General features: G+C 39.7%; 22 protein-coding genes. 6 read left to right on the forward strand and 16 right to left on the reverse strand.

Annotated features, from left to right (window positions below; translation table 11 throughout):
• Position 1: 1 nt before the first annotated feature.
• The 5 genes from FDK13_RS12745 to FDK13_RS12765 all read right to left on the reverse strand — a co-directional run bounded on the left by FDK13_RS12745 (position 2) and on the right by FDK13_RS12765 (position 5,609).
• The gene (locus tag FDK13_RS12745; RefSeq protein ID WP_137340371.1) at positions 2-1,093 is read right to left on the reverse strand and encodes a GntR family transcriptional regulator; all 1,092 of its coding nucleotides are present in this window, start codon (positions 1,091-1,093) and stop codon (positions 2-4) included.
• 191 nt (positions 1,094-1,284) lie between these two features.
• Complete coding sequence (locus FDK13_RS12750; protein ID WP_137340372.1) at positions 1,285-2,043, reverse strand: hypothetical protein; 759 nt, start codon at positions 2,041-2,043, stop codon at positions 1,285-1,287.
• An 84-nt stretch (positions 2,044-2,127) separates the two neighbouring features.
• Entirely contained in the window at positions 2,128-3,213 is a 1,086-nt protein-coding gene (locus FDK13_RS12755; protein WP_137340373.1) for a sialidase family protein, read from the reverse strand.
• A 72-nt stretch (positions 3,214-3,285) separates the two neighbouring features.
• A complete protein-coding gene (locus tag FDK13_RS12760; RefSeq protein ID WP_137340536.1) occupies positions 3,286-4,293 on the reverse strand; it encodes an NAD(P)H-dependent glycerol-3-phosphate dehydrogenase in 1,008 nt (335 codons plus the stop codon).
• Positions 4,294-4,421: 128 nt separating this feature from the next.
• Positions 4,422-5,609: a PQQ-dependent sugar dehydrogenase gene (locus tag FDK13_RS12765; RefSeq protein WP_137340374.1), complete on the reverse strand. Its 1,188-nt coding sequence runs from the start codon at positions 5,607-5,609 to the stop codon at positions 4,422-4,424.
• Between the two features lie 51 nt (positions 5,610-5,660).
• Here FDK13_RS12765 and FDK13_RS12770 point away from each other — a divergent pair, with 51 nt between their 5' ends.
• Positions 5,661-6,152, forward strand: a complete 492-nt coding sequence (locus tag FDK13_RS12770) for a hypothetical protein (protein WP_137340375.1) — start codon at positions 5,661-5,663, stop codon at positions 6,150-6,152.
• A gap of 73 nt (positions 6,153-6,225) precedes the next feature.
• The gene (locus tag FDK13_RS12775; protein ID WP_137340376.1) at positions 6,226-6,582 is read left to right on the forward strand and encodes a SnoaL-like domain-containing protein; all 357 of its coding nucleotides are present in this window, start codon (positions 6,226-6,228) and stop codon (positions 6,580-6,582) included.
• A 105-nt stretch (positions 6,583-6,687) separates the two neighbouring features.
• Here the strand turns inward: FDK13_RS12775 and FDK13_RS12780 are convergent, their stop codons facing one another.
• The 9 genes from FDK13_RS12780 to FDK13_RS12820 all read right to left on the reverse strand — a co-directional run bounded on the left by FDK13_RS12780 (position 6,688) and on the right by FDK13_RS12820 (position 17,650).
• On the reverse strand, positions 6,688-8,076 hold the full coding sequence (locus FDK13_RS12780; RefSeq protein WP_137340377.1) for an ApeA N-terminal domain 1-containing protein: 1,389 nt from the start codon (positions 8,074-8,076) through the stop codon (positions 6,688-6,690).
• Between the two features lie 99 nt (positions 8,077-8,175).
• The gene (locus FDK13_RS12785; RefSeq protein WP_137340378.1) at positions 8,176-9,537 is read right to left on the reverse strand and encodes an alkaline phosphatase family protein; all 1,362 of its coding nucleotides are present in this window, start codon (positions 9,535-9,537) and stop codon (positions 8,176-8,178) included.
• A 637-nt stretch (positions 9,538-10,174) separates the two neighbouring features.
• Positions 10,175-11,377, reverse strand: a complete 1,203-nt coding sequence (eboE, locus tag FDK13_RS12790) for a metabolite traffic protein EboE (protein WP_137340379.1) — start codon at positions 11,375-11,377, stop codon at positions 10,175-10,177.
• A 57-nt stretch (positions 11,378-11,434) separates the two neighbouring features.
• A complete protein-coding gene (locus tag FDK13_RS12795) occupies positions 11,435-12,610 on the reverse strand; it encodes a 3-dehydroquinate synthase (RefSeq protein ID WP_137340380.1) in 1,176 nt (391 codons plus the stop codon).
• A 75-nt stretch (positions 12,611-12,685) separates the two neighbouring features.
• The gene (eboC, locus tag FDK13_RS12800; RefSeq protein ID WP_137340381.1) at positions 12,686-13,555 is read right to left on the reverse strand and encodes a UbiA-like protein EboC; all 870 of its coding nucleotides are present in this window, start codon (positions 13,553-13,555) and stop codon (positions 12,686-12,688) included.
• Positions 13,556-13,557: 2 nt separating this feature from the next.
• The gene (locus tag FDK13_RS12805; RefSeq protein WP_137340382.1) at positions 13,558-14,589 is read right to left on the reverse strand and encodes a TatD family hydrolase; all 1,032 of its coding nucleotides are present in this window, start codon (positions 14,587-14,589) and stop codon (positions 13,558-13,560) included.
• Positions 14,567-15,451, reverse strand: a complete 885-nt coding sequence (locus FDK13_RS12810; RefSeq protein WP_137340383.1) for an EboA domain-containing protein — start codon at positions 15,449-15,451, stop codon at positions 14,567-14,569. Before FDK13_RS12810 ends, FDK13_RS12805 begins: the two co-directional genes overlap by 23 nt.
• Positions 15,452-15,649: 198 nt before the next feature.
• On the reverse strand, positions 15,650-16,297 hold the full coding sequence (locus tag FDK13_RS12815; protein WP_229216028.1) for an MgtC/SapB family protein: 648 nt from the start codon (positions 16,295-16,297) through the stop codon (positions 15,650-15,652).
• Between the two features lie 63 nt (positions 16,298-16,360).
• Positions 16,361-17,650 carry an aminopeptidase P family protein gene (locus tag FDK13_RS12820; RefSeq protein WP_137340384.1) on the reverse strand — a complete coding sequence of 430 codons (1,290 nt, stop codon included), beginning with the start codon at positions 17,648-17,650 and terminating at the stop codon, positions 16,361-16,363.
• A 179-nt stretch (positions 17,651-17,829) separates the two neighbouring features.
• Between FDK13_RS12820 and FDK13_RS12825 the strand changes: the two genes are divergently transcribed.
• A complete protein-coding gene (locus tag FDK13_RS12825) occupies positions 17,830-19,353 on the forward strand; it encodes a S8 family serine peptidase (protein ID WP_137340385.1) in 1,524 nt (507 codons plus the stop codon).
• 69 nt (positions 19,354-19,422) lie between these two features.
• Entirely contained in the window at positions 19,423-19,728 is a 306-nt protein-coding gene (locus tag FDK13_RS12830) for a phosphoribosylpyrophosphate synthetase (protein ID WP_137340386.1), read from the forward strand.
• A 102-nt stretch (positions 19,729-19,830) separates the two neighbouring features.
• On the opposite strand, the gene FDK13_RS12835 is transcribed toward FDK13_RS12830, so the two are convergent.
• The gene (locus FDK13_RS12835; protein ID WP_137340387.1) at positions 19,831-21,468 is read right to left on the reverse strand and encodes a Na+/H+ antiporter; all 1,638 of its coding nucleotides are present in this window, start codon (positions 21,466-21,468) and stop codon (positions 19,831-19,833) included.
• Between the two features lie 276 nt (positions 21,469-21,744).
• On the opposite strand from FDK13_RS12835, the gene FDK13_RS12840 reads away from it, so the two are divergent.
• On the forward strand, positions 21,745-23,013 hold the full coding sequence (locus FDK13_RS12840; RefSeq protein WP_137340538.1) for a Gfo/Idh/MocA family protein: 1,269 nt from the start codon (positions 21,745-21,747) through the stop codon (positions 23,011-23,013).
• A gap of 7 nt (positions 23,014-23,020) precedes the next feature.
• Complete coding sequence (locus tag FDK13_RS12845; protein ID WP_137340388.1) at positions 23,021-23,971, forward strand: sugar phosphate isomerase/epimerase family protein; 951 nt, start codon at positions 23,021-23,023, stop codon at positions 23,969-23,971.
• Between the two features lie 167 nt (positions 23,972-24,138).
• Here the strand turns inward: FDK13_RS12845 and FDK13_RS12850 are convergent, their stop codons facing one another.
• Positions 24,139-24,585, reverse strand: coding sequence for a hypothetical protein (locus tag FDK13_RS12850; protein ID WP_137340389.1), 447 nt, complete (start codon positions 24,583-24,585; stop codon positions 24,139-24,141).
• Positions 24,586-24,671 lie beyond the last annotated feature (86 nt).

Below are 24,671 nucleotides of genomic sequence, written 5' to 3' on the forward strand. Positions count from 1 at the left end.
ATTAAAGTGAACCGCGACGGATCATAAAAAACGGATTTTTCACTTTGATCTGCTCTTTGTTCAAAATCAAAGCTGCGGCGGTGCGACCCATATTTTCAAAATCTGTGGTAATGACAGTGATTCCAAGCAATTCTTTCAGTGTGGTTTCATTAAAAGAAATCACACCAACTTCCGTTCCCATTTCATAGGATGATTGTCTTGTCTTTTTTACAAGTTCGGCCAGATCATTTTCCTCAACGACTATATAGGCAGTACCCGGAAGGAGATTTTCTCCATGAACGCTTTCCAGGACTTCAAAATCTTTGTGGTAATTGATACAGTAATTCCGAAAACCACTCACGATTTCTTTCGGATAATTTCCATCAAACGGAAATACCAGAACCATGCGCTGGTATTTAGCCATCAGATCATTCGCATTTTCCAACGCGCCAAAAATATCCTTATCAAAACTTTGATAAATACTGGATACAGGCTGCGTTAATTCAGGAATTTCGCGATCAAGCAATACCAATTGTGATGACGGAATATTTTTTAAAATGTCCATGTAATCCTCTTCCTCGGTCTGGTCAAAATGAGGCATGATTACATAATGATTATACTGTCCGAGATTTTTTTCGATGATCTCCCTGAAACGTTTTACGCTGTAATGATGGATTTCAAGATCTACAACCACATTATCCCCCAAAGCCTTAATAAAGGAATAATAAATTATTTTCTTGTAAGAACTGAGTTTATTGAAGACCAAAAGAATCTTTATTTTTTTATCCTGACCGGATTGCACATAATATCCTTTCCCCTGTACCGAAGTAATATATCCCTGATTCCGCAGTTCCCGGTACGCCTTTTCCACAGTATCACGCGCCAGCAGATAATCCACACTTAACTCACTGATGGAAGGTAATTGCGTCCCTTTTTTTAAAATCCCCCTTTCAATATCAGTCAGGATCGACTGCACGATTTGCTTGTATTTCGGCATTTTGTCATTCCGGTCAAACTTCATTTGAAAGTCGTTTTCACGTTCATTAAAATAAACGTCTTTGAAAACGAAACGCTGGGTTCCCAGGTTAGCACGGGCGGTGTTATATCCTGTCATTTTTCACTGATTATTGAAATTTACTAATAAACCGGAGACTCAGTTTCTTCTCAAAACATGAATTCGCACTGTATATTAGTCAATAAATAATCTGTAAAATGCAATTATCGAGAGTATTTTAATGCAATCGTTATCGGGAACGTTGCCAATTATTTTGAATGGAGATAATGTATATTCAAAATTGAAAATGACTAACGATTTAAGATTTGTTTTTTCCGGGAGGCGTTGAGCGTAAACCGTAAGCCCATACTAACGTTAACAACCTCTCTATCCGTACCTGTTTGAAGAATATCTACCGATGGAGTATAACTGACATAAGCTTTCATATTTTTGAAACCACCGCTAAAACGAAAAGTTGGTTCCCAAAATAAAAGCATAGGACGATTTACAAGATTCTGTATCCTTCTAACATTAGAATGATACATGTCGTCAACCACTGTAAAACTTTTCAGATCGTAATTGACACCAGAAAATTTCGACGCGATCCCAAATTCGAGATTTTTATAAAGATGTGTATAACTCAGTGAAGGCTGGATGAAATATTTATTCATATCAATTTTTGAAGTCTGGTAATCATTGTACCAAATGCTGTAATTACCCTTTCCACCACCACCGTAAACTTCAAAAAGCCATTTTCTGTTGTCCTCAAATTTTGTAAAATAGCCCAATCCTGCTTCGAGATATTGGCTTTCAGTATCGTTATTTTTTGAATAATTCTGAGTTTTCGAAAATGCTCCATTGACCATGACGCCCAAATGATCAATCGGTGCATATGCAAACTGCAAATCCGCACCCGCACTGACCAGACCGACACTGAAACCTGCATCAATACGGACATCATTTTTTTCCCTCATATTAGGGATATTTCCTTTATTGGGAGCGTAATAATAAGGTGAGCAGCTGCACAACATCAAAGTCGCACAGCCGATTAGAGTAGTAATTATTTTCATGGCTATTATTTATATCAAATCAGAGATATCAATCTAATATAAACAATATGTCACCATAAAATACAATTAATGATCGAATTTATTTCATTTCTTGGCAGCAGCCATTTTCTTGATATCATTCTTTGTTCCCAGCCAGACAGCAATTTTTTGTCTGTTCCAGGTATAACTTACTGCCACGGAATCTCCCCAGCTGATAATGGCCGGATAAGAGAATTCATCCGTTTTTTTACCGGTTTCGATGTCAATTTTATCAGGCCAGGTTTTACCATTATCAAATGATAAACCAAGAGATAACGGTGAACGTGAACCCCAGTCTTTCGCATCCGGATTGTAAGCCAAAACCAATGTACCATCTTTCACTTTTGTCACATCAATACCACTATTAGGATTAGGAAGTTTAGAGCTGACGATAGTAGACCAGGTTTTTCCATAATCTTCCGAATCACTGCGGCCAATCATTCCTCCTGTTGTACGGACTAACATATGTACTTTCCCTGGCTTGGTTTCCCAAAGCGTCGGCTGAATCGCGCCTTTTCCTTTTATCTCTGTTGTATCAAGTTTTAAATGGGATGAAGCTATCCAGGTTTTCCCTTTATCCTCACTTCTGTCAACAAAAACTTCCCAGCGTTTAAACTCATTGGAAGCTCCGGCAAGCCAGGTTCCGTTAGAAAGTTCGATCAGTTTATCTTTTACAGGACCTCTTCCACCTTTATCACCCGGAACAAGCTCATAAGCTTCCGACCAGGTTTTTCCCCCGTCGGACGATTTTTTTACCCAGGTCTCCCAGTAAGGAATCGTTTTCCCAACTTTGAAATATAAATAAACCGTACCGTCAGGTGCGTTTTGCAGAACCGGATTCCAATGCGCATCTTCTCTTATTTTCGCCACTTCAACCGGTGCACCCCAATGCCCCGGACGTCCTTTTGAAAGCCAGATCCCCACATCAGGATTTTTCTCTTCCGTACCGCCAAACCATGCCACAAGAAATTGCCCGTCTTTCAAACGCACTAAGGTTGAAGCATGACATTGCGGAAAGGGCCGGTTGTCGCCAAAAACAAAATCTTTAACCGGCTCCGCATTTTTGACTGAATCTGTTTGTTTCGGATTGCAGGCAACAAATATGGAAAGAGTAAAAAATGAAGCAGCAAATAAGTGTTTGTACAAAGTCATAATGCAAAAATAAGATCGAAATCAGGTGAGTAGTCTCGTTTTCAAGTACCCGTTTTAGTACAAAATGGGCTACTACTTTAAGTTCTTTTTCAATTCTTCAATCACAACAGACGGAGATTCTTCTTCGTAAAGTATCCTGTAAACGGCGGTTGTAATCGGTAAATCTACGTGTAATGTTTTATTCAGTTCATAAATACTTTTGGTAGCGTAATAACCTTCCGCAATCATTTTCATTTCAAGCTGAGCCGCTTTTACGCTGTATCCGCGACCGATCATATTGCCAAATAAACGGTTCCGGCTGAATTGGGAATAGGCCGTCACCAACAAATCACCCAAATAGGCAGAAGTACTTAGCTGACGCTCGCGAGGATCCAGTGCCGTTACAAAATGTCGAATTTCCTGCATGGCATTGGAAACCATTACCGCCTGGAAATTATCACCATTTCCCAAACCATGCGTAATCCCGCAAGCCAGGGCAATGATATTTTTCATAACCGCCGCATATTCCACACCGTATAAATCAGCCAGCGGATGTGCAGTAACAAACCGGCATGTCATCAATTTGGAAAAATCCTCGGCGCAGACAGCATCCGTGGACGCGATGGTAAGATAGGATTGTTTTTCAAGTGCGACTTCCTCCGCGTGGCAGGGACCGGCGATCACGGCAATATCATGCAACGGGACATGGTATTTTTCCGAAACCCAGTCCGTCACCAGAATATTTTCTTCGGGAATCATTCCCTTAATTGCAGAAACGATTCGTTTCCCTTTCAGATGTGATTCGTTAAGATCCTGCAATGATTCCTGAATAAAAGCCGCAGGAACCGCCAAAATCACAAAATCTGCACCCTTTACAGCATCACGGGTTTTCTCGTATACTTTTACTTTTTTAGGAGACAAATAAACATCGCTCAAATAACTTGGATTGTGGTGAAATTTACGGATATGTTCAATATCCTTAGCATTCCGTAACCACCAGCGGATCTGAATATTGGGCTGTTCACATAAGATTTTGATAAGCGCCGTCGCCCAGCTCCCTCCTCCTATTACTGTTATTTTGGTATTATTTAAAAAACTCATGTTTCCGTCGAATACTATTAATTCCTTCTCAAAATCGAAAAAGAATGTACCAGAACCTGCTTTGGCCGAATTGTTAAAAAACGAAACCTCAGCCAAAAGTAAGGCTTTATTACAATTCGAAAACAATCTTAATTCACACCGAGCTTCATAATCTTTCCACTCGCATAGTTAGCGAAATAAACTTCTCCTTCAGAATCCTGCCCGAACGTAGAAATGGTGCCGCTGATTTTCATCAAAAGCGTGTTAGCCTTAACCGTATTTCCATCCAGTTCCAAAGCCCAGATCCTGCCGCTGGCATAATCTCCGTAAATATATTTTCCTGCCAAACTGGCGATCGTAGAACCTCTATAAACATAACCTCCCGTAATTGAAACATCACCATCAGCTCTTCCGTAATCCAAAACCGGCTCAATCAAACCCGTTGCATCGCAATTAGAAGAAGGACTGTAACAATTTTTCCCTTCCTTAATTTTCCAGCCATAATTACCACCTTTCGTGATCAGGTTTATTTCTTCTTTGACGCTTTGTCCTACGTCTGCCGCGAAAAACCGGTCAGAACCTGTATCAAAACTTATTTTCCATGGATTTCTCAAACCATAGGCATAAATTTCTTCGTAGAAGCCTTCCGTGTTTCCAACAAAAGGATTGTCGGCCGGGATGCCGTAATTGCCTTTTGTAGTTACGTTAACATCCAGTCTTAATATCTTTCCCAAAAAACTTTTCTTATTCTGTGCGTTATTTGCCGGATCACCTGCACTTCCACCGTCACCGGCCGCGATATACAGATAACCATCTTTTCCAAATTGCAAGGAGCCTCCTTTGTGATTCGAAAAAGGCTGATTATAGGTTAGAAGAATGGTTTCACTGGAAACATCGGCAACATTTCCCGTTAAAGGATTGGCTTTATAGCGGGCAATCACGGTTTGCAACGGATTACTTTTTGTGTAATTCACATAGAAATAACCGTTCGTTTTGAAATTTGGATGAAAAGCCAGCCCCAGAAGTCCCAGCTCATTACCAGAACTTACCTTACTTTTTATATCAAGAAAAGTAGAACTTGAAGAGACAGCACTATTATTATCAAAAACCTTGATAACGCCTGCTTGCTCGACAACAAAAATTCGGTTTGAAGAATCTGCCGGTGTTTTTATTTCAACCGGAGAACTGAATGCAAGGGCTGGGAAGGCATCAATAGCCGCAATGGTATTATCAGATCCGGTATCTACTTCGGTGACTTCCTTATCCGAGGACGAACAACCGATTATCAACACGCCTAAAATTATTGTGAGTAAAAGTGGGATGTGAGTGGTTTTCATGACGTTACTTTTTTCATATTAAACGTCATGAGGAAACGAATGTTTTGAAAAATGAGAAAATCGATAGTAAAAAGCACATCGAATGTCTTTATGAAAGTATTAATATTAATAGCGTTCGGCGTTATTATATTTTCTCTATTGCTCCTTGTTTTCATTTATCTTGAAACACTGTTTTTCCCCCTGCCATTTATAGTTGGAAAGTTTGGAGACAAATTCGAGGTAAAGGATGTTTCCAGAGATACAGTTTTTGGCTGGGATAGATTTACTCCTTTTGTTGATAGAATAAAATCAAATACAATAAGCTTCGGCATTCCGTTTACCATTACTGCGAAAGGTAATATAGACGATTCAGCAGAAGTTTATTTTCAATATGTTGGTCATCCGGGTAACTCATCTTATACCTGCATACTTCCCAAAGGAAAGGTTAACACTATTTTTTACGGAGAAATTTATGCGGATGAGTGTGAAGTAGTGTATTCGCATGAAAATGTAAAAAACGGAAATCTTAAAGTAAGTTTTGAACTGGGGCACCACAAGAAATAAGATGCCCCATTATACCAGCCCAAATCTCATTTACAAAGTAAATTATATTTTTTTCACTTTAAATTCCAATAAAATGACAACCTCAGAAGTAGCTAACAAATTGGTAGAGCTTTGTCGCCAAGGTAAAATTGACGAAGTACTGGAAACTCTGTTTGCAGACAATGCACAAAGTATTGAAGCAAACGACATGATGGGGCCTCGGGTAGTGGAAGGTCTGCAAGCCATTAAAGCAAAATCAGCTGCATTTCAAGCCGATGTAGAAGAATTCCATGGTGCTAAAATATCGGATCCTATTGTTGCTGCTAACAGTTTTGCCCTTACCTGGACACTCGATGCGACGTTTAAAGGACGTGGAAGAATGAGTATGGAAGAAGTATGTGTTTATCAGGTTAAAGACGGAAAAGTTATATTAGAGCAATTCTTTTATTAATTTTGTAGGGTGTTAAAAAAATAAGTCCGTGGAAGGTTTTACATCTTTCACGAGCTTATTTATTCAAAAATATGTATGACTAATTTTGAAAAACAATATCAACAATTAAACTCTAAAATTAAGATATCCCGTCTCTAAAATCTTTTTTTCCAGAATTGATTTTTCGATACCTATTTCAATAAAAAAAGCGCTTACTAAAAGAAGTTTCAACTGCTCCGATAGCTTATGAAGGTCAAAAACTTTTAAAGCTTTGGATTCCTTATTCTTATTGTAATGGGTAAGGTAATTCCTATTTTCTTTTACAATTTGCACAAAGTTAGCTTTATCACCTATTGCCTTGTCCAAAAATTCGGTTGAATATTTTACCAGCAATTCTGTTAATCTGTCATTAAGAGTTAAATTATTACCAAACTGAAATTGGTTTTTCAACCAAAAAACATAAGATGGCTCTTTAACTACGTCAAGAATATCTTCCTTCATTTTGTTGTAATCTTTTTTTGGTATTCTTTCATGATCATAAAACCGTGAATGGAAAGTCTCGGCAGCTTGGGCTAAATTTAAAAATGTATTTTCGTTGAATGTTGAGTTAAAAAATTGCTGAACAACCAGTTGAATTGCAGGTTTTACGTTTTCATATTTTTCATACCAAGTTTCAATAATTTTTGGAAACGTATCCTTTATATCTTGATAATTGATTAACATATTCCAAGAATTTTTAATCCTAAAATCAATATTTTTCTTAGAATAGGACTTATACAATATTATTTTCGAATGTTTGGAAGATTCACTCTCTGTCATTTTTTTGTCAGTGAATAGCTCAATAGCTATTGGATAAGTTTCTTTATACAAAGAGATTACTAATAACTGTTGAAATATAAAAAGTTGATATAGTATGTCCGCCAGAGTTTGTTTCTCTTCATTTTGTAAAACGAATCGAATACTTTGTTTTACCGAAATATCCTTTTGATAAGCATAGATGGTTGGATGTTTGATGTGAAATGTGAAACTCCCTTTTAATTTTGGATTGATAATAAAATTAATATTGTCAGGAAGATTATAATTAATATTGACCTTAGATAAGTCATCGCTATCCAGTTTCTTTGTGTCAAATCCGCTTATTCCAAGCCACTCATCAAGATTGTACAATTCTGCATTCAAGCTATTGAACATAAGCTCATCTACACTAAAAAAATGAGCACCCTCTAAAATATTATTTATAGCATAGATATTTAAAGGAGTTCCAATTTCGTGATATTGTCTTAAAGTAGACCCTCCCCTTGACAGTAAAAAATTATCAACTAATGTTATCTGTTTCGAATCAGAGGTAACTCCTAGAATAATTGGGATGTCTGTAAAATTGGCATTTTCACCATTTAATTCTCCCATTAGTTCCAACCTACAACCTATATTATTTTCAAATGTAAGTGTGCCAAATACCCTTTCGTTGCTATTAGGTAAAAACCATTGTCCGGAATATTTTAGATTTTGATTCATAATTCTAGTCTCGATTCTTATAATGAATGAAGCAGTTCTTTTATTGATTTCTAACTGGGCAAAAAACAAACAACCCCGATTGCAAATCGGGGCGAACGCTTAAAACAAATGATTCCAAATCACATCATACACATCCACAGCCTCAATTTCTTTTGTTTGCGGCTCGTCTGTAACCAGAATCGGGAAATATTCACGCGGCACATTCACACTTCCGTGTGATCCTTTTACGAGTGTTGCATCCAACGGAATAACATCCATCAGATATCTGAATCCTAATAACTTTCTTCCTAACTTATACCCAGCACGAAGTTTGATAAATGGATTTTTCGGATCCATAAACATCTCAACAGGATCATATCCCGGCTTTTTGAAAATTTCAACAAGATGTGCAAAGTCGGGTGCTTTTGCATCGTCAAGCCAATAGTAATAGGTAAACCAACTATCCGGTTTCGCAACGGCAACAATATCTCCCGAACGGTCATGGTTCAAATGATATTCCTTTTGCTGTTCTTTGTCAAGAACCAGATCAATTCCGGGTGTTGCTTTTAAAACTTTTATAACCTGGTCTTTTACACTTGGATCGTTTAAGTATACATGTGAAATCTGGTGATCAGAGGCAGCAAAAGCCTTTGACGCACCAGCATCTAATAATTCATACCACCGTTCTGTTCTTATTGAAATCAGCCCCTCTTTTCTTAAAATACGGTTGATATCAATGTGATTGCTAACAGGATTAATCCCATATTCTGACAGGAGAATAATGCTGGCATTTTTCGCTTGGTAAAACGTTACCAGATCTTCAACAATCTTATCGATTTCACCTAGTTCTTTACTGATCTTGGAAAAATCAGGTCCAAATTTTTGCAGGCAATAATCCAGGTGCGGAAGATATATAAGCGTTAAAGTCGGGTTATGTTTATCGTCCACATACATGGAAGCATCTGCAATCCATTTTGTCGATTTTATATTAGCATTTGGTCCCCAGAAACTAAAAAGTGGAAATTGGCCGAATTTCTCTTGCAGTTCATCCCTTAATTCGGGCGGATAAGCATAACAGTCCGGTGCTTTAACGCCATCGGCATGATATTGCGGACGAGGGGTTACCGAAAAATCGGCCGTCGAATACATATTATACCACCAGAACATTTTCGAGCAAGTAAAAGTTGGATCCGCCTTTTTCGCCGCGTCCCAAATTTTATCAGCCTGAACAAGTTTGTTCGATTGTTTCCAGAATTTTATTTCTGAGTCATCTTTATCGTACCAGCCATTTCCCACAATACCATGCTCCACCGGCCATTTCCCGGTGATGTAGGTAGATTGTGAAGTAGTAGTAACCGCAGGAAGAACCGGTTTTATTGAAGTAAGATGACGTTTTTCAACATATTTTTTCAAAAACGGAGTATGTTCTCCAATCAAATTGGCACTAAGCGCAACGATATCGATGACAACAGTTTTTTTCATTTTGATCTTAACTTCGAAGTTAATTCAGTAACGAATATATTAGTAATGCAAAGCCCCAAACAGGAGGCTCCGAAGGAGCCCGGAATTATTCAGGGACGCAAATTATTTCTATAAACAGGGGGCTCCAAAAGGAGCCAGGAAATTTCTCAACAATCAATCAGCTTCTGAAAAAAGGAGGCTCCGAAAGATCCAGAAATTATTCAGACAGCAAATTATTTCTATTAACACGACGCTCCAAAAGGAGCCAGAAAATTTCTCAACAACMAATCGTTTTCCAGAAACAGAAAGCACCGAAATTCCAAGRACCTATTCAGACACCAAATTATTTCTATAAACACGAGGCTCCAAAAGGAGTCAGGAAATTTCTCAACAACAAATCGTTTTCCAGAAACAGAAAGCACCGAAATTCCAAGGACCTATTCAGACACCAAATTATTTCTATAAACACGAGGCTCCAAAAGGAGYCAGRAAATTCCYCAACAACAAATCGTTTTCCAGAAACAGAAAGCTTCGATAGAGTTATCAAATACCCAAATGACCCTTCCTTTCCAGAAACTCTATAAGAAGTTGAAAAGTAATAAATCACGAATTATTCCAGACCTCTCCTGCTCCACCATTAACAATTAATCCTTAACAACTAACCATTAAAAAGCACTCCTTTCACCCATTCCATTTCCCTCACAATAGAATCTCCAATAGGTTTTTGTATGTCTTCCGGCAACACGCCCCAGGTATAAGTTTCCACTTCCAGACAAGGAGCGAAAGGCGTTTTTTTATGAATAGCAAGCGTTTTCACGATTGCATTTTGCGTTGAATCAAGTGCGCCGTAAGAATCGATAAATAAGGGAACGTGAAAATGTACGCGCCATTCTTTTTGTTTACCTTCTTTATAATCTTCCAAAGCTTCCGGAAGATCGGGATAATATTTTTTACCGTCATTAGTTTGCGCTACTACCTGATGCAGATAAACCGGCTCGTCAAATGCTTTGATCGCTTCGTATTTGGTCTGAGGATCTGTTGAAAAGTCAACTTTCAAGGCAGAACTCACTTGAATCCTTCCAACTTTTATGCCAACTTCGTCAAGGCGATTCAAGATATCTTCCGGCTCTTCAAAAGCCACAGCGGCGTGACAGATATCATAGCAAAGACGGACGTAGTGTAAAATCGTCTCCTTGCTTTTATCTTCTGAAAACCCGTATTTCTCTTTCAAATAAGCAATTCCGGTTGGAAGAAGATCGTCGCGGTACCAGTTTACGAAATCAACCGTATTGTCCAGAATTCCGTCTGGTTCCGGTTCAATATGCAGATGCATTACCTTTCCGGATTCTTTTTCTATTGAGATCAAATGATCTACAACGGTAAGGATATTTTTAGTCGCTATGTCAATAGTATTACGCTTCGCTTCTTCTGTTTTCCACCACAAACGGTATGATAAAGGAGGAGTAGAAACGCCGCCTTCTGTATTTTCCGGAAGAATTTGAGACAAAATTGTAAAAAGACGTTTGGTATAATCCACCCGATCAGATGTTGTCCAATCCGGTGTATGCACGTCGTCTTTTACACGCGTTGCGTGAAAGCCACCGTACGGAAAACCATTGATGACGGTGATATATACATTATTTTCGGCAAGCCACCTTTTAAATTCTGCCAGACGTTCCGGTTTGATCAGTTCAATTGAGGCGTCATTTGCAAGTCTCAAACCCAGCGCGAAAGGTTCGCCAGGGGCCAGTTGTTGCCTTATGTAAGGAACATTTTCTTTTAAAGCCTTGAAATGATCATCCCATTTTTCTCCGGGATGAATATTGCTGCAATAGGTTAAATGGCCGAATGGGGTAATCATACTTTCTGGTTTAGGAAATTGCAAATTAGGATTCTGATGAAGATTATCAAAAGGCTGTTAACCTTCCGTTAAAACCTTTTTCTCAGAAATATATTTTTCAAGAATATCTACCGATTCAGCAATGATATCAGCATCCATTTCATGCACTTCCACACCTTTTCCTATCTTTTCCAAAAGCATAATGGTCAACCGACCACCCAAGTGTTCACGGAATTCCTGTAAGCCGTTTCTCAGGTTAATTTTGTCGTTTTCTGCGAGTTTGATATGATAAAGATCAAAACCCAACTTCACCAATACGTTATAGATTCTGTCCAGATCCGCATCCGAAAGCATTCCGATCTTATTGGCATACACACAATCCAGCGCTATTCCGATGGCCACGGCTTCGCCGTGACGAACTTCAAAATCAGTCAGATATTCCAGTTTATGCGCAGCCCAGTGACCAAAATCCAACGGACGTGAAGAACCAAATTCAAACGGGTCACCGCTTCCGATATGTTCCGTATGCATTTCTGCGCAACGATGAATCAAGTAGGACATTACCGCTTCGTCACGTTCCGCCAAAGCCGTTACATTTTCTTCTATCCAGTCAAAGAAAGTAGCATCTTTGATCAAGGCCACTTTTATAGCTTCCGAAATCCCTGAACGCCAGTCGCGATCATCCAGCGTATTCAAAAAAGTAAGATCATTAAATACTGCAACCGGAGGTGCAAATGTGCCCAGGAAGTTTTTCTTTCCATGGAAATTAATCCCGTTTTTAACACCAACACCCGAATCGTTTTGGGATAAAACAGTTGTTGGGATCCGGATCAGTTTAATACCTCTGTGCGAAACCGCAGCGGCATAACCAACCAGATCCAGAACGGCTCCTCCACCAATACCGATCACAAAAGAGTGACGATCAATGCCATATATATCAACAGCCCGCGCCAGTTTTTCAAACAAATCCGGATCGTTTTTCGATGCTTCACCACCAGGTACCACAATCACATCTTTTGCTAACTGGATATGTTTTACCTGCGTTGCAAAATAGTTTTTGATATCATCCACCAATCCTGAATAAAAGGAAAGAAATCCTCCGTCCACCACAACCAGTACTTTACGCTGAAATCCTTGTTCCGTGTAAGCGCTAAAAAAATCACTTAACAGATTATTGGTATCATTAAAAAGATTGTGTGTAAAAAAAATAGAATAGTTATACTCTATTTTGAAACTCTGTTTTATGGTTTGCATCTTGAAAAAACAATAATGGATGACTGAATGTCAGAAAGACTTAGTTCTTATCTTTTTCCCCTGCATTCTATTATTTTATGTTACCGCGAAAACGCGTGCTAAAAGTATTGATAATGGTAATAAAGCTAAAACTGCCAGTGCAACCGGCCACAATCCAAAAGCCATACACCAGGAAGCATTCATCACAATTAATGATAAAACACCTGCTTTCACTGCTTTCCCAATCAACGGTCCGATCGGATTTTGAATGGCATTGTATAGTGGACGACCGATTAACCAGGCATGCAAAAGAACGAATGGAAGTGCAAAAAGCACATTTCCCTGTCTGTCAGCTATCAATAATTGTGCCGTCAAAACAACCAGATATAGAAAAACGGCTATATAAAGCGTTCTTTTTTTCCCTCCATGTACTTCGTCCTGACTAATTAAAGTTATGGCTGCGATATAGGCAATCGGCAAAAGTGCTACGAAACTCCATTGTTGAAATGACTCCGGTAAAACACTCATACCTAAAAGCAAATTTCCTCCACGACACATTCCCATCGTAAGCGGACCAAAAAACACATGATGTTTAGCAAAACGATTGTAAAGAACTGTAAGTGCCGCCACGACAACCGCTATCATTCCACTTTGGTAACTGAATAATGTTGCAGCGAGAATACCAATGAAAAGTAAAGTCAACCCTAAAATCGTAGCGGATTTCAAAGGTACTTTTCCACTTGGAATCGGGCGCTCTGGTCTTTCGATCGCATCCAGCTTAGCATCAAAAACATCGTTCATCACGACGCCGCCGCCGTAAAGTCCAAGTGTGGAAACAACCAGCAAAGCCGGATTGAAACTTGAAAATGTAAATTGTGCAATCGCCATCCCTGCCAGAATATCAGCTACGGCAGTAACCAGATTCGCTGGCCTTGTTAATTGTAAATAGGGTTTTAATTCAGCCACGATTATTGAATTACTAAGGAATCTTTGGAAACGTCAGGTTGCTGGCCTCCGCGCAAAATTGAATTACCGTGAAATTTCTCTGTTTTTTCAACAGATAGCCCGCTTTCAAAATCAGAAACATCAATTTGTCCGCTTTTTCCAAATGCATCAATTGCATTCTGATACGTCACCATACGAATTGTTTCATCAGAAATACCACGCATTTTCATCAAAGCAGCTGTTTTAGGAATCGCCAACGGATCTGAAATCCCCCAGTCAGCAGCAGAGTTAACCATGATACGCTCCGGACCGTATTGTTCCACAACCTTAACCATTCTTTCATTACCCATTTTGGTAAAGGGATAAATCGTGAAAGCTGCGTAAAATCCTTGGTCTAAAACACTTTTTACAGTTTCTTCATTATTATGGTCAATGATCACCCAGGAAGGATCCAATCCATGTTCCAGCGCGATCGCCATGCTGCGTTCCGTTCCGCGTTTTTTGTCGCGGTGCGGCGTATGGATCTGCACCGGAAGTTTTGCTTCTTTTGCCAATTCCAGCTGCAACCGGTAATATTTTTCTTCCGCAGGCGTCTGGTCATCAAAACCGATTTCTCCAATGCCTACAACTCCTTCTTTGTAAATATATAAAGGCAAAATCTCCATTACCTGTTCCGCAAGCGGCTCATTATTTGCTTCACGGGAATTTAGCCCCATCGTACAATAATGTTTTATACCAAACTGCGAAGAACGGAAACGCTCCCATCCTACCAAACTGCTGTAATAATCTTTAAAACTTGAAAGTCCTGTACGAGGCTGGCCAACCCAGAAAGAAGGCTCTATCAACGCAACGATTCCCGCCTGGCGCATTGCCTGGTAATCATCGGTTGTACGGGAAACCATATGAATATGCGGATCAAAAAACCGCATCCCTTTGATCAATTCATTATATTCACTCCATGCCATATCAATGTGAGCAGGAGAATTTGCCAGCCCGTCGCCTTCCTCAAAATGCGATGGATTGGGCGCGCTACTATCTTTGCAATGTTGGCACATAGGTATTTAAGTCAGTAATTTCAAGACTGGACCAGGTTAGAGCCCCTTCCGTAATTGATTTTTCGCATTCAGAATATTCGGATAACAGTGCTTTTGCAGGTGCATATTCAGAATCATAACATGCCAACGCAGCAGCCTCCTGATTTTGCGTCTGACGTGATTCAAACAAATGTTTCATATCCGATAAAAGTGGCTCATTCATGAATTTACTCACCAAACGCCACACATTAGGCGCTACCGAGCGGCCTGCTGCCCAACGCTCATGAGCAAAATCTGAAAGAATAAGTGCCAGATTTGCATTTTCTCTTTCTTCCAGTCCGGTAATAAAATGGACCGGCTTGTCATTGAAAATCGTTTTTAGCACGAGCTGGTTCCACGCAAGCTCACTGAAATATTTTGCAGGAAACGGATTGTGTAATGCAATCGCATCAAACACAAATCCCATATTGGAACGAACCGCATCCGTTGCCCTGAAAAGCCACTGTTCAGGATATGCCAGAAGCGGAAGCGCTGAATAAAGCGCCACGAGCTCGTTCATTTCGGCTGTATCAAAAAGCGTTTCAATATTTTTAATAAACGTCTCCTTTTCCGTTTCGTCCAATTGTGTCAATAGCCACACACGAGACAAACGGACCAGGCTCCAGCCATTTACCGAAAAACCGGCAACAATATTATTCAGAGCTTTTTCCTGCTCTAATTCAACATTTACAATTTTTTTTGGCAAAAACCGTGGAGAAGAAACGAAAGCGGTCATTAACTCAATGGGTGAGGAATTCCCTTTTTCAGTCAGCCATTCCGACTCGGAGTCAGAAGTATTCTGGCTGATAATTTCCCAGAGTGCTCTATTTATCAGGTGTGACATAATTTAATTTAAAAGTCAGTTCCAGACTAATTGCCTCTGAACTGTTTAAGAAATGGGTTATTGGTATCGGTATTTTTCAAACACCAATTTTTTTATACTGGTTTATTGATAACGTTTTTATTTATGGATCTGTCTCATTTTTTACGCCAATCAGTAAAATCTAAGCAAAAATTAATACTATAAAGTACCCGTTAGTTGCTAAAAGTCAAATTCAATAATATCAGAATCATTTAAAAGATATTCCGTCAGTTTTTCATGCGTCTCATGCGAACCTTGTAATAACCAGTTTCCCGTAATATGGCTTCCTGATCTGTTTTGTTCTGCACCCAGAATACTTAATCCGTAAAGTGTAAAAAGCTGTTCATAATCTTTCAGCGTTTTTTTCTGATAAACACACATCAGGCGGTAACTTTTGATCTGGTTTTTATTCCTGATCCACTTTTGAATCGGAGATAAAATAACCAGACACATGCCGGCAACAACAAAAGCATAGAGCGCAATCACATAAAAGCCTGCCCCTATTGCCATCCCCAATGCAGCAGTTACCCAAACGATAGCCGCCGTTGTAATACCCACGACCCGGTTGTTTTCACGAAAAATAATCCCTGCGCCGATAAAACCGATTCCGGTAACGATATTGGCGGCAACCCGACCGGCATCACCGCTAATACGGATTGACACCAAAGTAAAAAGCGTGGAACCTACGGCTATTAAAATAAGAGTTCGTAATCCTGCCGACTTGCTGCGATATTCCCTTTCAGCACCGATAATAGCGCCCAGCAAAAAAGAAAAAAGCAGCTTGTAGAGGTCTTCGGTATAAAACTCCATGGTATTTAGATTGGCCATTTGTTTGAATGAAAAGCCGGAAGAATAAAGAATCTCCCGGCTTTTCGTTCAAATTTATATTTTTCAGGAATTCATTATTTCCTCAATTTCTTCTGCTTCGATCGGAATATTACCCATCAGGTCAATATTGCCATTGGCTGTGATCAGAATATTATTTTCAAGTCTGATCCCCAGACCTTCTTCTTTGATATAAATTCCCGGCTCACAAGTGAAAACCATCCCAGGTTCGAAACGGCGGTATTTATTTCCAACGTCATGAATATCAAGTCCCAGGAAATGAGAATTCCCATGTGGAAAATATTTCTTATACGCCGGCCAATCCGGATCCTGTTTTTCAATATCCTGTTTGGTAATTAATCCTAAACCGATTAATTCACTTTCCATGATCTTGCCCACTTCCACATGATATTCGTCCCAAAGTCCGCCCGTAACCAGCATACTTTTTGACGCTTTAAAAACACGTAAAACCGCATCATAAACATCCCGCTGACGTTTTGTAAACCGTCCGTTTACGGGGATACTTCTTGACAGATCGGAACCGTAATTTGCATATTCAGCGGCAACATCGAGGAGAATCACATCCCCATCTTTGCAGGTTTTGTCATTCTGAACATAATGCAAAACGCAGGCATTTGCTCCCGAAGCAATGATCGGCTGGTACGCAAAACCTTTGGAACGGTTTCTTATAAATTCATGCAACAGCTCGGCTTCAATTTCAAATTCCTCAACGCCGGGTTTCACAAATTTTAGTAATCTTTCAAATCCAAGTTTTGTGATATCACAGGCTTTTTGCATCAAAGCAATTTCCTGAGGCTGTTTGATTGCGCGCAACTGGTGCATCACCGGTGCTAACCTTAGCAATTGATGTAAAGGGTACTTTTCCTTAAATTCAGTAATAAAACGTGCATCACGCGTTATAACCGGCGAATCGTTTCTGGTATGTTCGTTTGAATTGAGATATACATTTTCAGCTTCGTAAACGATATTTCTGAAAACGGTTTCGTATTGATGCGTCCAATAAATGGTCTGTATTCCTGAAACTTCACGTGCCTGTTCCTTCGACAATTTCTCACCTTCCCAAACTGCAATCATTTCATTTGTTTCCCGAACAAATAAAACCTCCCTGAATTTTTCGTCCGGATGACCTGGAAAAACAAGCAAAATCGTTTCTTCCTGATCCACACCCGTTAGATAAAAAAGGTCCGTATTCTGGCGAAAACCCATAGAACCGTCCGCGTTCGTCGGCATGATATCGTTGGAATTCAGAATTGCCAAAGATTTCGCTTTGAGCAAACTTGAAAGCCTGCGACGATTTTCTATAAACAGGTTTTTATCTATGGCCGAATAACGCATAAGCTATTAATTTTTGTAACTGGTAATTTAATTCGTAAAATTACGTTTTACTTCTTAAATAATATAGAAGATAAGTCAAAGTAATCCATGAGGAAGGTCATTCATGAAGAAATTCAAAATAACCTGTTATCTTGGAGTAACATTAATACGCAGGCAACCTAACAACTTTAAAAGACTCAATGAAGCGAATTTTCCTACTGGCACTTTTGTGTGTCCCGGCATTACTGTCTGCGCAGCCTAAGTACTGGATATATCTGAAAGATAAGAATTTAGACAATTCCCCCGCTGTTTCCCAGTTAACGTTAGAAACCCGCCAAAAATTTGGTCTGGCCACTGACGATACAGATTTGCCTGTCCGTGCGGATTATCAAAATCAGCTACAAGATATTTCCGTAAAAATTGCTAACCGTTCCAAATGGCTCAATGCAGTTTCCGCGGTGCTTACATCTGAACAGGCACAGGAAGTCCGGCAGCTAAGTTTTGTAAAAGAAGTTGTCCCGATGACATCCGGTTTTTATATCGCCCAGACAAAACCCGTTGAGCGCGCACAAATGGCGCAGGTAATGTCACAGGTACAGGCAAATGCTTTCCAAAAGGCAGGAATTAGTGGAAAAGATGTCACAATCGGTGTGATCGACGCAGGTTTTTACGGGGCAGATTCTTCACTTTCTCTGCAACATATTTTTTCAAACAAAAGAATTTTAGGGATTCATGATTATGTAAAACCGGGAAGATCAGGTGATCTGCTTTTCAGTACCGCAGAATCATTTTCGGATATGCACGGAACAGAAGTTTTGACAGCGATTTCAGGTATTGATAATCAGGATCAAATGCAATATGGTTTGGCCTTGAATTCCAAGTTTTATCTGGCACGTACCGATTATTCACTGCGCGAATGGCGAGGAGAGGAAGATAACTGGATTGCTGCGATGGAATGGATGGACAGTCTTGGCGTTCGGTTGATCAATACTTCGCTGGGTTATGCCAAAGGATTTTCGGATCCGTCAGAAAATTACAAACCATCTCAAATGGACGGAAAAACCAGCGCAATTACCCGTGCAGCGCAAATTGCTGCCGATAGAAAAGGTATCATGATCGTAGTTTCTGCCGGAAATGAAGGTGAAGATAAAAGCTGGGGAATCATTTCTGCTCCGGCGGATGCAAGAGGCGTTTTATCTATTGGCGCAACCAACGCAAAACTTTGGAACCGGATTGGTTACAGCAGCGTCGGACCGGAATTTTTAAATTATGTCAAACCTAATGTTTCCTGTTTTTCGCTATACGGCACATCACTTTCTGCACCCGTGATCACCGGATTTGCTGCTTGTATGATGCAGGTTAACCCAAAACTTAGCAATAAAGAAGTAATTGAGCTGATAGAAAAATCCGCTCATTTGTATCCATACGGGAATAATTTTGTGGGTTATGGAGTACCACTGGCATCAAGGGCGCTGGCATTGGCAAGGGCTCCCTATTTGCCAAATCATTCCAAACTGGTTACTGCAACAGGCAGAAATTGTGAAGTGGAAGTTACCACTAACGAAAATCTTGTTGCGATTTACAGAAAGAAAAACAGCAAAGACGTTTTGTCACAGCAAACTGCAAAAGTGCAAAACGGAAAAATATCGTTGAGACGCCAAAATGGAGAACATTTTACGACGATTGATTTGAAAGAATACGCTGTGGAAGTACAGTGGAATTAAGAAAATTTGTCGAAGATAATTCGTAATTTAACCATTCGTTTAAAGGATTAAACGCTCAAATTTTCAGTTATGGAATCTTATAATACGCTTGTTGAAGCAATTGCAGGATTGGAAAAAGAAGGTTATAACGAAGAGTTTAATCTCAAACAAAACTACATCGAAAGCAGTCATGGCAAATTTCAAATTCTGCATCATGAATTTGAAATTGATAAATTTTTCCGTTTTGAAGGCGAAACTGATCCGTCGGACGAATCTATTGTATATGCAATTTCTTCTGAAAAATATAATCTGAAAGGCGTTTTAGTAAGTGCTTACGGAATTTACAGCGATCCTTTGGTCGATGAAATGATGAAGAAATTTTCCTTTACAAAGTAAGGTTAGGTGGAAAGAGCAAGATCTCTGCTAATTTGAAATTTCAGGATAAAGAATTTAACTAAAAAGCTCCTTCGAAAATATTTCGAAGGAGCTTTTTAGTTTTCAGGGTGAATCTCTTAAACGGGCTTCTTCAAAATCCAGCTCACGTTCCCTGGCTTTGAGCATTTCATCAGAATAGATTCTTTCCCTTCTTAATTTTTGTAGTTCATCCCGCTTGATCGAAACAATTTCGACCAGCATACTTCTGTATTTTGGAAGAAAATCAGCGTTTGCACTTTTGGTTTCTTTTTCTACCAAACGATTATTCGCATTATCGATCATACGCTCGTAGCGTTCCTTCAACCGGCTGAAAGCATCAATCATTTGCACCTCTTCGCCATAGGTAGACTGCATGTGGCTAAGGCTGGCCGTTGCCAAACGTAAACGAACTGCAATTTCCTGCTCTTCTTCATTTCCGCCATCATCCGTAATGTTCAGCCATTTGATCAGATATGGCAGACTTAATCCTTGTAAAACAAGCGTAAATAATATCACAACAAATGTGATGAAAAGAATCAGATCACGTTGCGGAAAAGCTGTTGTATTATTTGTTAAAGTGAGCGGAACTGCCAAACCCGAAGCAAGCGAAACAACGCCACGCATACCACTCCAGCCAACAATAAAAACGGTTTGCCAAGGCGGTCTTGCTTCGTTTTCCCGAACTTTCCTGCTTAGTATATGTGGCAAATACGTACTTGGAAAAACCCAAAGCAGACGAATTATGATTGTAACGATACTAATTATTACGGCATAGGTGACAGATTCCATCACAGAGTTTTTCCCTAGCCCTTCAATAATATCCGGCAGCTGTAATCCTATTAAAATAAAGACAATACCATTCAACAGAAAAACGACCGTTTCCCAAACATACTGAGATTGCATTCTGGAATTATAAGAGAAAATTTCATTTGATCGGTAACTTAAAAATAAACCTCCGCTCACCGTTGCCAAAACACCTGAATAATGAAAATGTTCCGCGCCGATATACATCAGATAGGGCGCTATAAATGTCAATGCTGTATCAATACTTGAACTTGTTGGAAAAAACCGGTGGACAAGATAAAGCATATGAGCGATAGCCAGCCCAATAATAATCCCCATGATTGAAACCAGAAAAAAATCAAGGCCGGCTTTCCAAAAAACAAATTGTCCGGTTAACAAAGTCGCCAAAGCAACCCGGAAAACGATCAGTGAAGATGCATCATTTACCAGACTTTCACCTTCCAGAATCGCTACAACCCGTTTTGGAATTTTCAAACCCTGTAAAACAGAAGTCGCTGCAACAGCATCTGGTGGAGAAATGATTCCTCCTAACACAAAACCCATAGCCAAAGTAAAATCCGGAATCATCGCGTTCGATAAATAGGCTACGGCGGTTGCCGTAAAAACGACAAGTCCAATAGCCAAAAGTCCTATAGGTCGTTTAAATTGCCAGAAATCTTTCCAGGAAGTATTCCAGGCTGCGAAATATAAAAGCGGTGGTAAAAAGAGCAGAAAAACCCAATCGGGTTCAAGCGAAATATGAGGAATCCCTGGAATGAAACTGATTAACAATCCGGCGATTACCAAAAAAATGGGATACGAAATGCGTAATTTTTCGCTCAGCATTGTAAGCATTGAAACAACAAAAAGAAGTGATATAACGATTAGTAAATTATCCTGGATATTATCCTGAGCCATAAGCCAGATCGATGTTTTCATTTTAAGGTCAAAATTCCACAAAGCCAAAGAAATGTATAATTTACGAAATTTAAATTATTTGGCCACCATTTTTTCCTATGCTAAATTTGTGGTTTGGTGATTTTACCGAACGTTTTTTGAAGTTAATTGGCAAAAAACTAAGAGAATTATTTATCTTTAAACCTTTGCATAAAATAGAATGATGCGTTGTAAAACTTTAAGATTTTATGTGATTCTATTATTTAAAAACCTAATCCCTTATTTAACATGAATGCTTCTCGTAGAGATGTTTTGAAAATGGCAGGTGTGGCCCTTGCAGGCAGCGCTTTACCTGCTATCACGATTCTTAATCCAAACAAAGCCTTTGGTGGAACTAATTCTGATACCCTGAAAATCGGCTTGATTGGTTGCGGAGGAAGAGGATCGGGAGCTGCTAACCAAGCTTTGAAAGCTGACCCAAATGTTGTATTACATGCAATGGGTGATATTTTCCCTGATAAATTACAATCGTCACTCGAAAACCTTACGAAGGTACATGGTTCAAAAGTGAAGGTTGATGACGGACATAAATTTGTAGGTTTTGACGCTTATAAAAAAGTATTGGAATCAGGCGTTGACGTTGTGTTGCTTGCTACTCCTCCGCATTTCCGTCCGGAACATTTAACGGCGGCTATTAATGCCGGAAAACACGTTTTCTGTGAAAAACCTGTTGCTGTGGATGCTCCTGGTGTTCGTAAAGTTTTGGATGCGGCTAAATTGGCAAAGCAGAAAAATCTTTCTCTGATGTCAGGTTTCTGCTGGAGATACCATGAGCCAAAACGTGCAAGTTTCGGAAAGATTCTTGATGGTGCAGTAGGTGATATTTCTGCAATTTACAATACATATGATACCGGCACATTGTGGTCGTTCCCACGTGTACAAGGCTGGACAGATGCGCAGTATGTGTTGCGTAACTGGACTTACTATACATGGCTTGCAGGAGATCATATTGTTGAACAGGCTGTTCACAGTATTGATATGATGTCATGGGCTATGGGTGGAAAATTACCGATCTCGGCAACCGGAACCGGCGGACGCCAGGTAAGAACTGAAGAGCTTTTTGGTAATATATTTGACCATTTTGCTGTAACATACGAATACGAAAACGGAGTAAAAGGCTTCCACCATTCAAGACAACAGGCAAATTGTGAAAACAGCTACCTGGTTGAAACAATCGGTACAAAAGGAAGAGCGATGGTAAACTGTGCCCGTAACGTTCACGAAATCTACGGCCAGAATCCATGGAAATATGAAGGAAAACAAAATGATATGTACCAAACTGAACATGACGAACTGTTTGCTTCGATCCGTAAAGGTACTCCGTTGAATGATGGAGAATTTATGGCGCAAAGTACACTATTGGCTATCATGGGAAGAATGGCAGCCTATACAGGTAAGAGAGTAACCTGGGAAGAGGCAATGAATTCGACAGAAAAACTGGGGCCTCAAAGTTCAGCAGATTTCAGTTTTGACATGAAGCCTCCGATTGTTGAAGTTGCAAGACCTGGTATCACTGCTTTCTCGTAATATCGATATGGATAGAAGAGAATTTCTCAAAAATACTGCGTTTGCAACGGCTGCCTCCACAGGCACGGTCATGGGAATTGGTGCAATGACTGACGTTATTGCATCACCTTCCAATATCATGCTTCCTGAACAAATCAGTGCTGCACCTGCTGCCAGGGCGATGATCAAGAAAAGCCTGAAATGGGGTATGGTGAAAGAGGATTTATCTGTTATGGATAAATTTAAAATGCTGAAAGATATTGGGTATGATGGTGTTGAGCTGGATTCGCCTAATGATCTTAACATGAAGGAGATACTGGCTGCAAGAGATAAAACAGGGCTTGAACTTCCAGGAACTGTTAACTCAAAACACTGGAAATTACCTTTATCGGATCCGGACCCTAAGAAACGTGCGGAGTGTGTAAAATCGATTGAACAGGCTTTGTGGGATACCAAGCAATATGGCGGAACTACGGTTCTCGTTGTGCCGGGTGTTGTTAATGCGGAAGTTTCTTATTCAGAGGCTTATGAGCGTTCACGTGCTGAGCTTACGAAATTGTTGCCAATTGCTGAGAAAACTGGCGTAAAAATTGCTTTGGAAAATGTATGGAATCAATTTTTGCTAAGTCCGATAGAAGCAGCGAAATATGTTGATGATTTCAAACATCCAATGATTGGCTGGTATTTTGACGTAGGAAATGTACTTCGTTATAGCTGGCCGGTTTCCTGGATTGAAGCGCTGGATAAACGTATTTTGAAGATTGATTTGAAGGAATTCAGTTTTAAGAAACAGAATGACCTAGGTCTTTGGAAGGGTTTTGATGTTGAATTTTTTGAAGGAGACTGTAATTGGCCGGAGGTAAATAAAGCGCTGCAAAAAGTCGGATATTCCGGTTGGGCATCAGCTGAGGTTAGCGGCGGAGACCGGAAACGGCTGCAGACGATAAAAGATTTTATGGATAAGATTTTTGCGTCGTAAATCTTTCGTGATATTTGGAATGGGCAATCATTCGGGGCTCCGTTGGGGCAATCCCTTGTGGTTGCCCTTTTTCTTTATCCGGGATCTTTTTAAAATCCGAAATTACCCTAATCCGGTTTTCGGGATTTATTTTCTTCGGGATTTCCGGGCGACCACAAGGGGCGCCCCTACCTGAGACTATAACTTCGGGTTTGGCGGATTTTTAATTCATCACCGATTACTTCAACGCGTTTAAATTCTTTGAAAACATTTTCTTTATCCATAAAACCAATCACACAGGTTAGCGGCTCTTTACCTTTTTGGACTTCTACTTTCGGCTGAATTCCTAAATTTGGAACGATCAGATCATCCTCTGCTTCCAGCTCCTTATATTTTACTTTGATCTTATATTTGAACGTCTGATCTGTTTCAAATAGACTTACCGCAAATTTCCAGTCATTCAATCCGTCTTTATCTTTTACGGGTTCACTATAACTTGACACAGCCTCAGGCTTTACTACTTTTCTAACTTCGGAAATTTCAACAGCCGAATCTCCCCCACTTTCACCAGATCCGTTCTTTTTGTTACAAGCTAATAATGCAAGCAGAGAAAATAGGTAATAATACTTTTTCATATATCAAGAGATGAAGGATAATGTTTGTAAAAATGGAAGATAGGAAATCGACTTTAAAGAATGACAGTTCTTTGATGAATATTTCG

Source organism: Dyadobacter frigoris (genome assembly GCF_005280585.1).
GTDB classification, from domain to species: domain Bacteria; phylum Bacteroidota; class Bacteroidia; order Cytophagales; family Spirosomataceae; genus Dyadobacter; species Dyadobacter frigoris.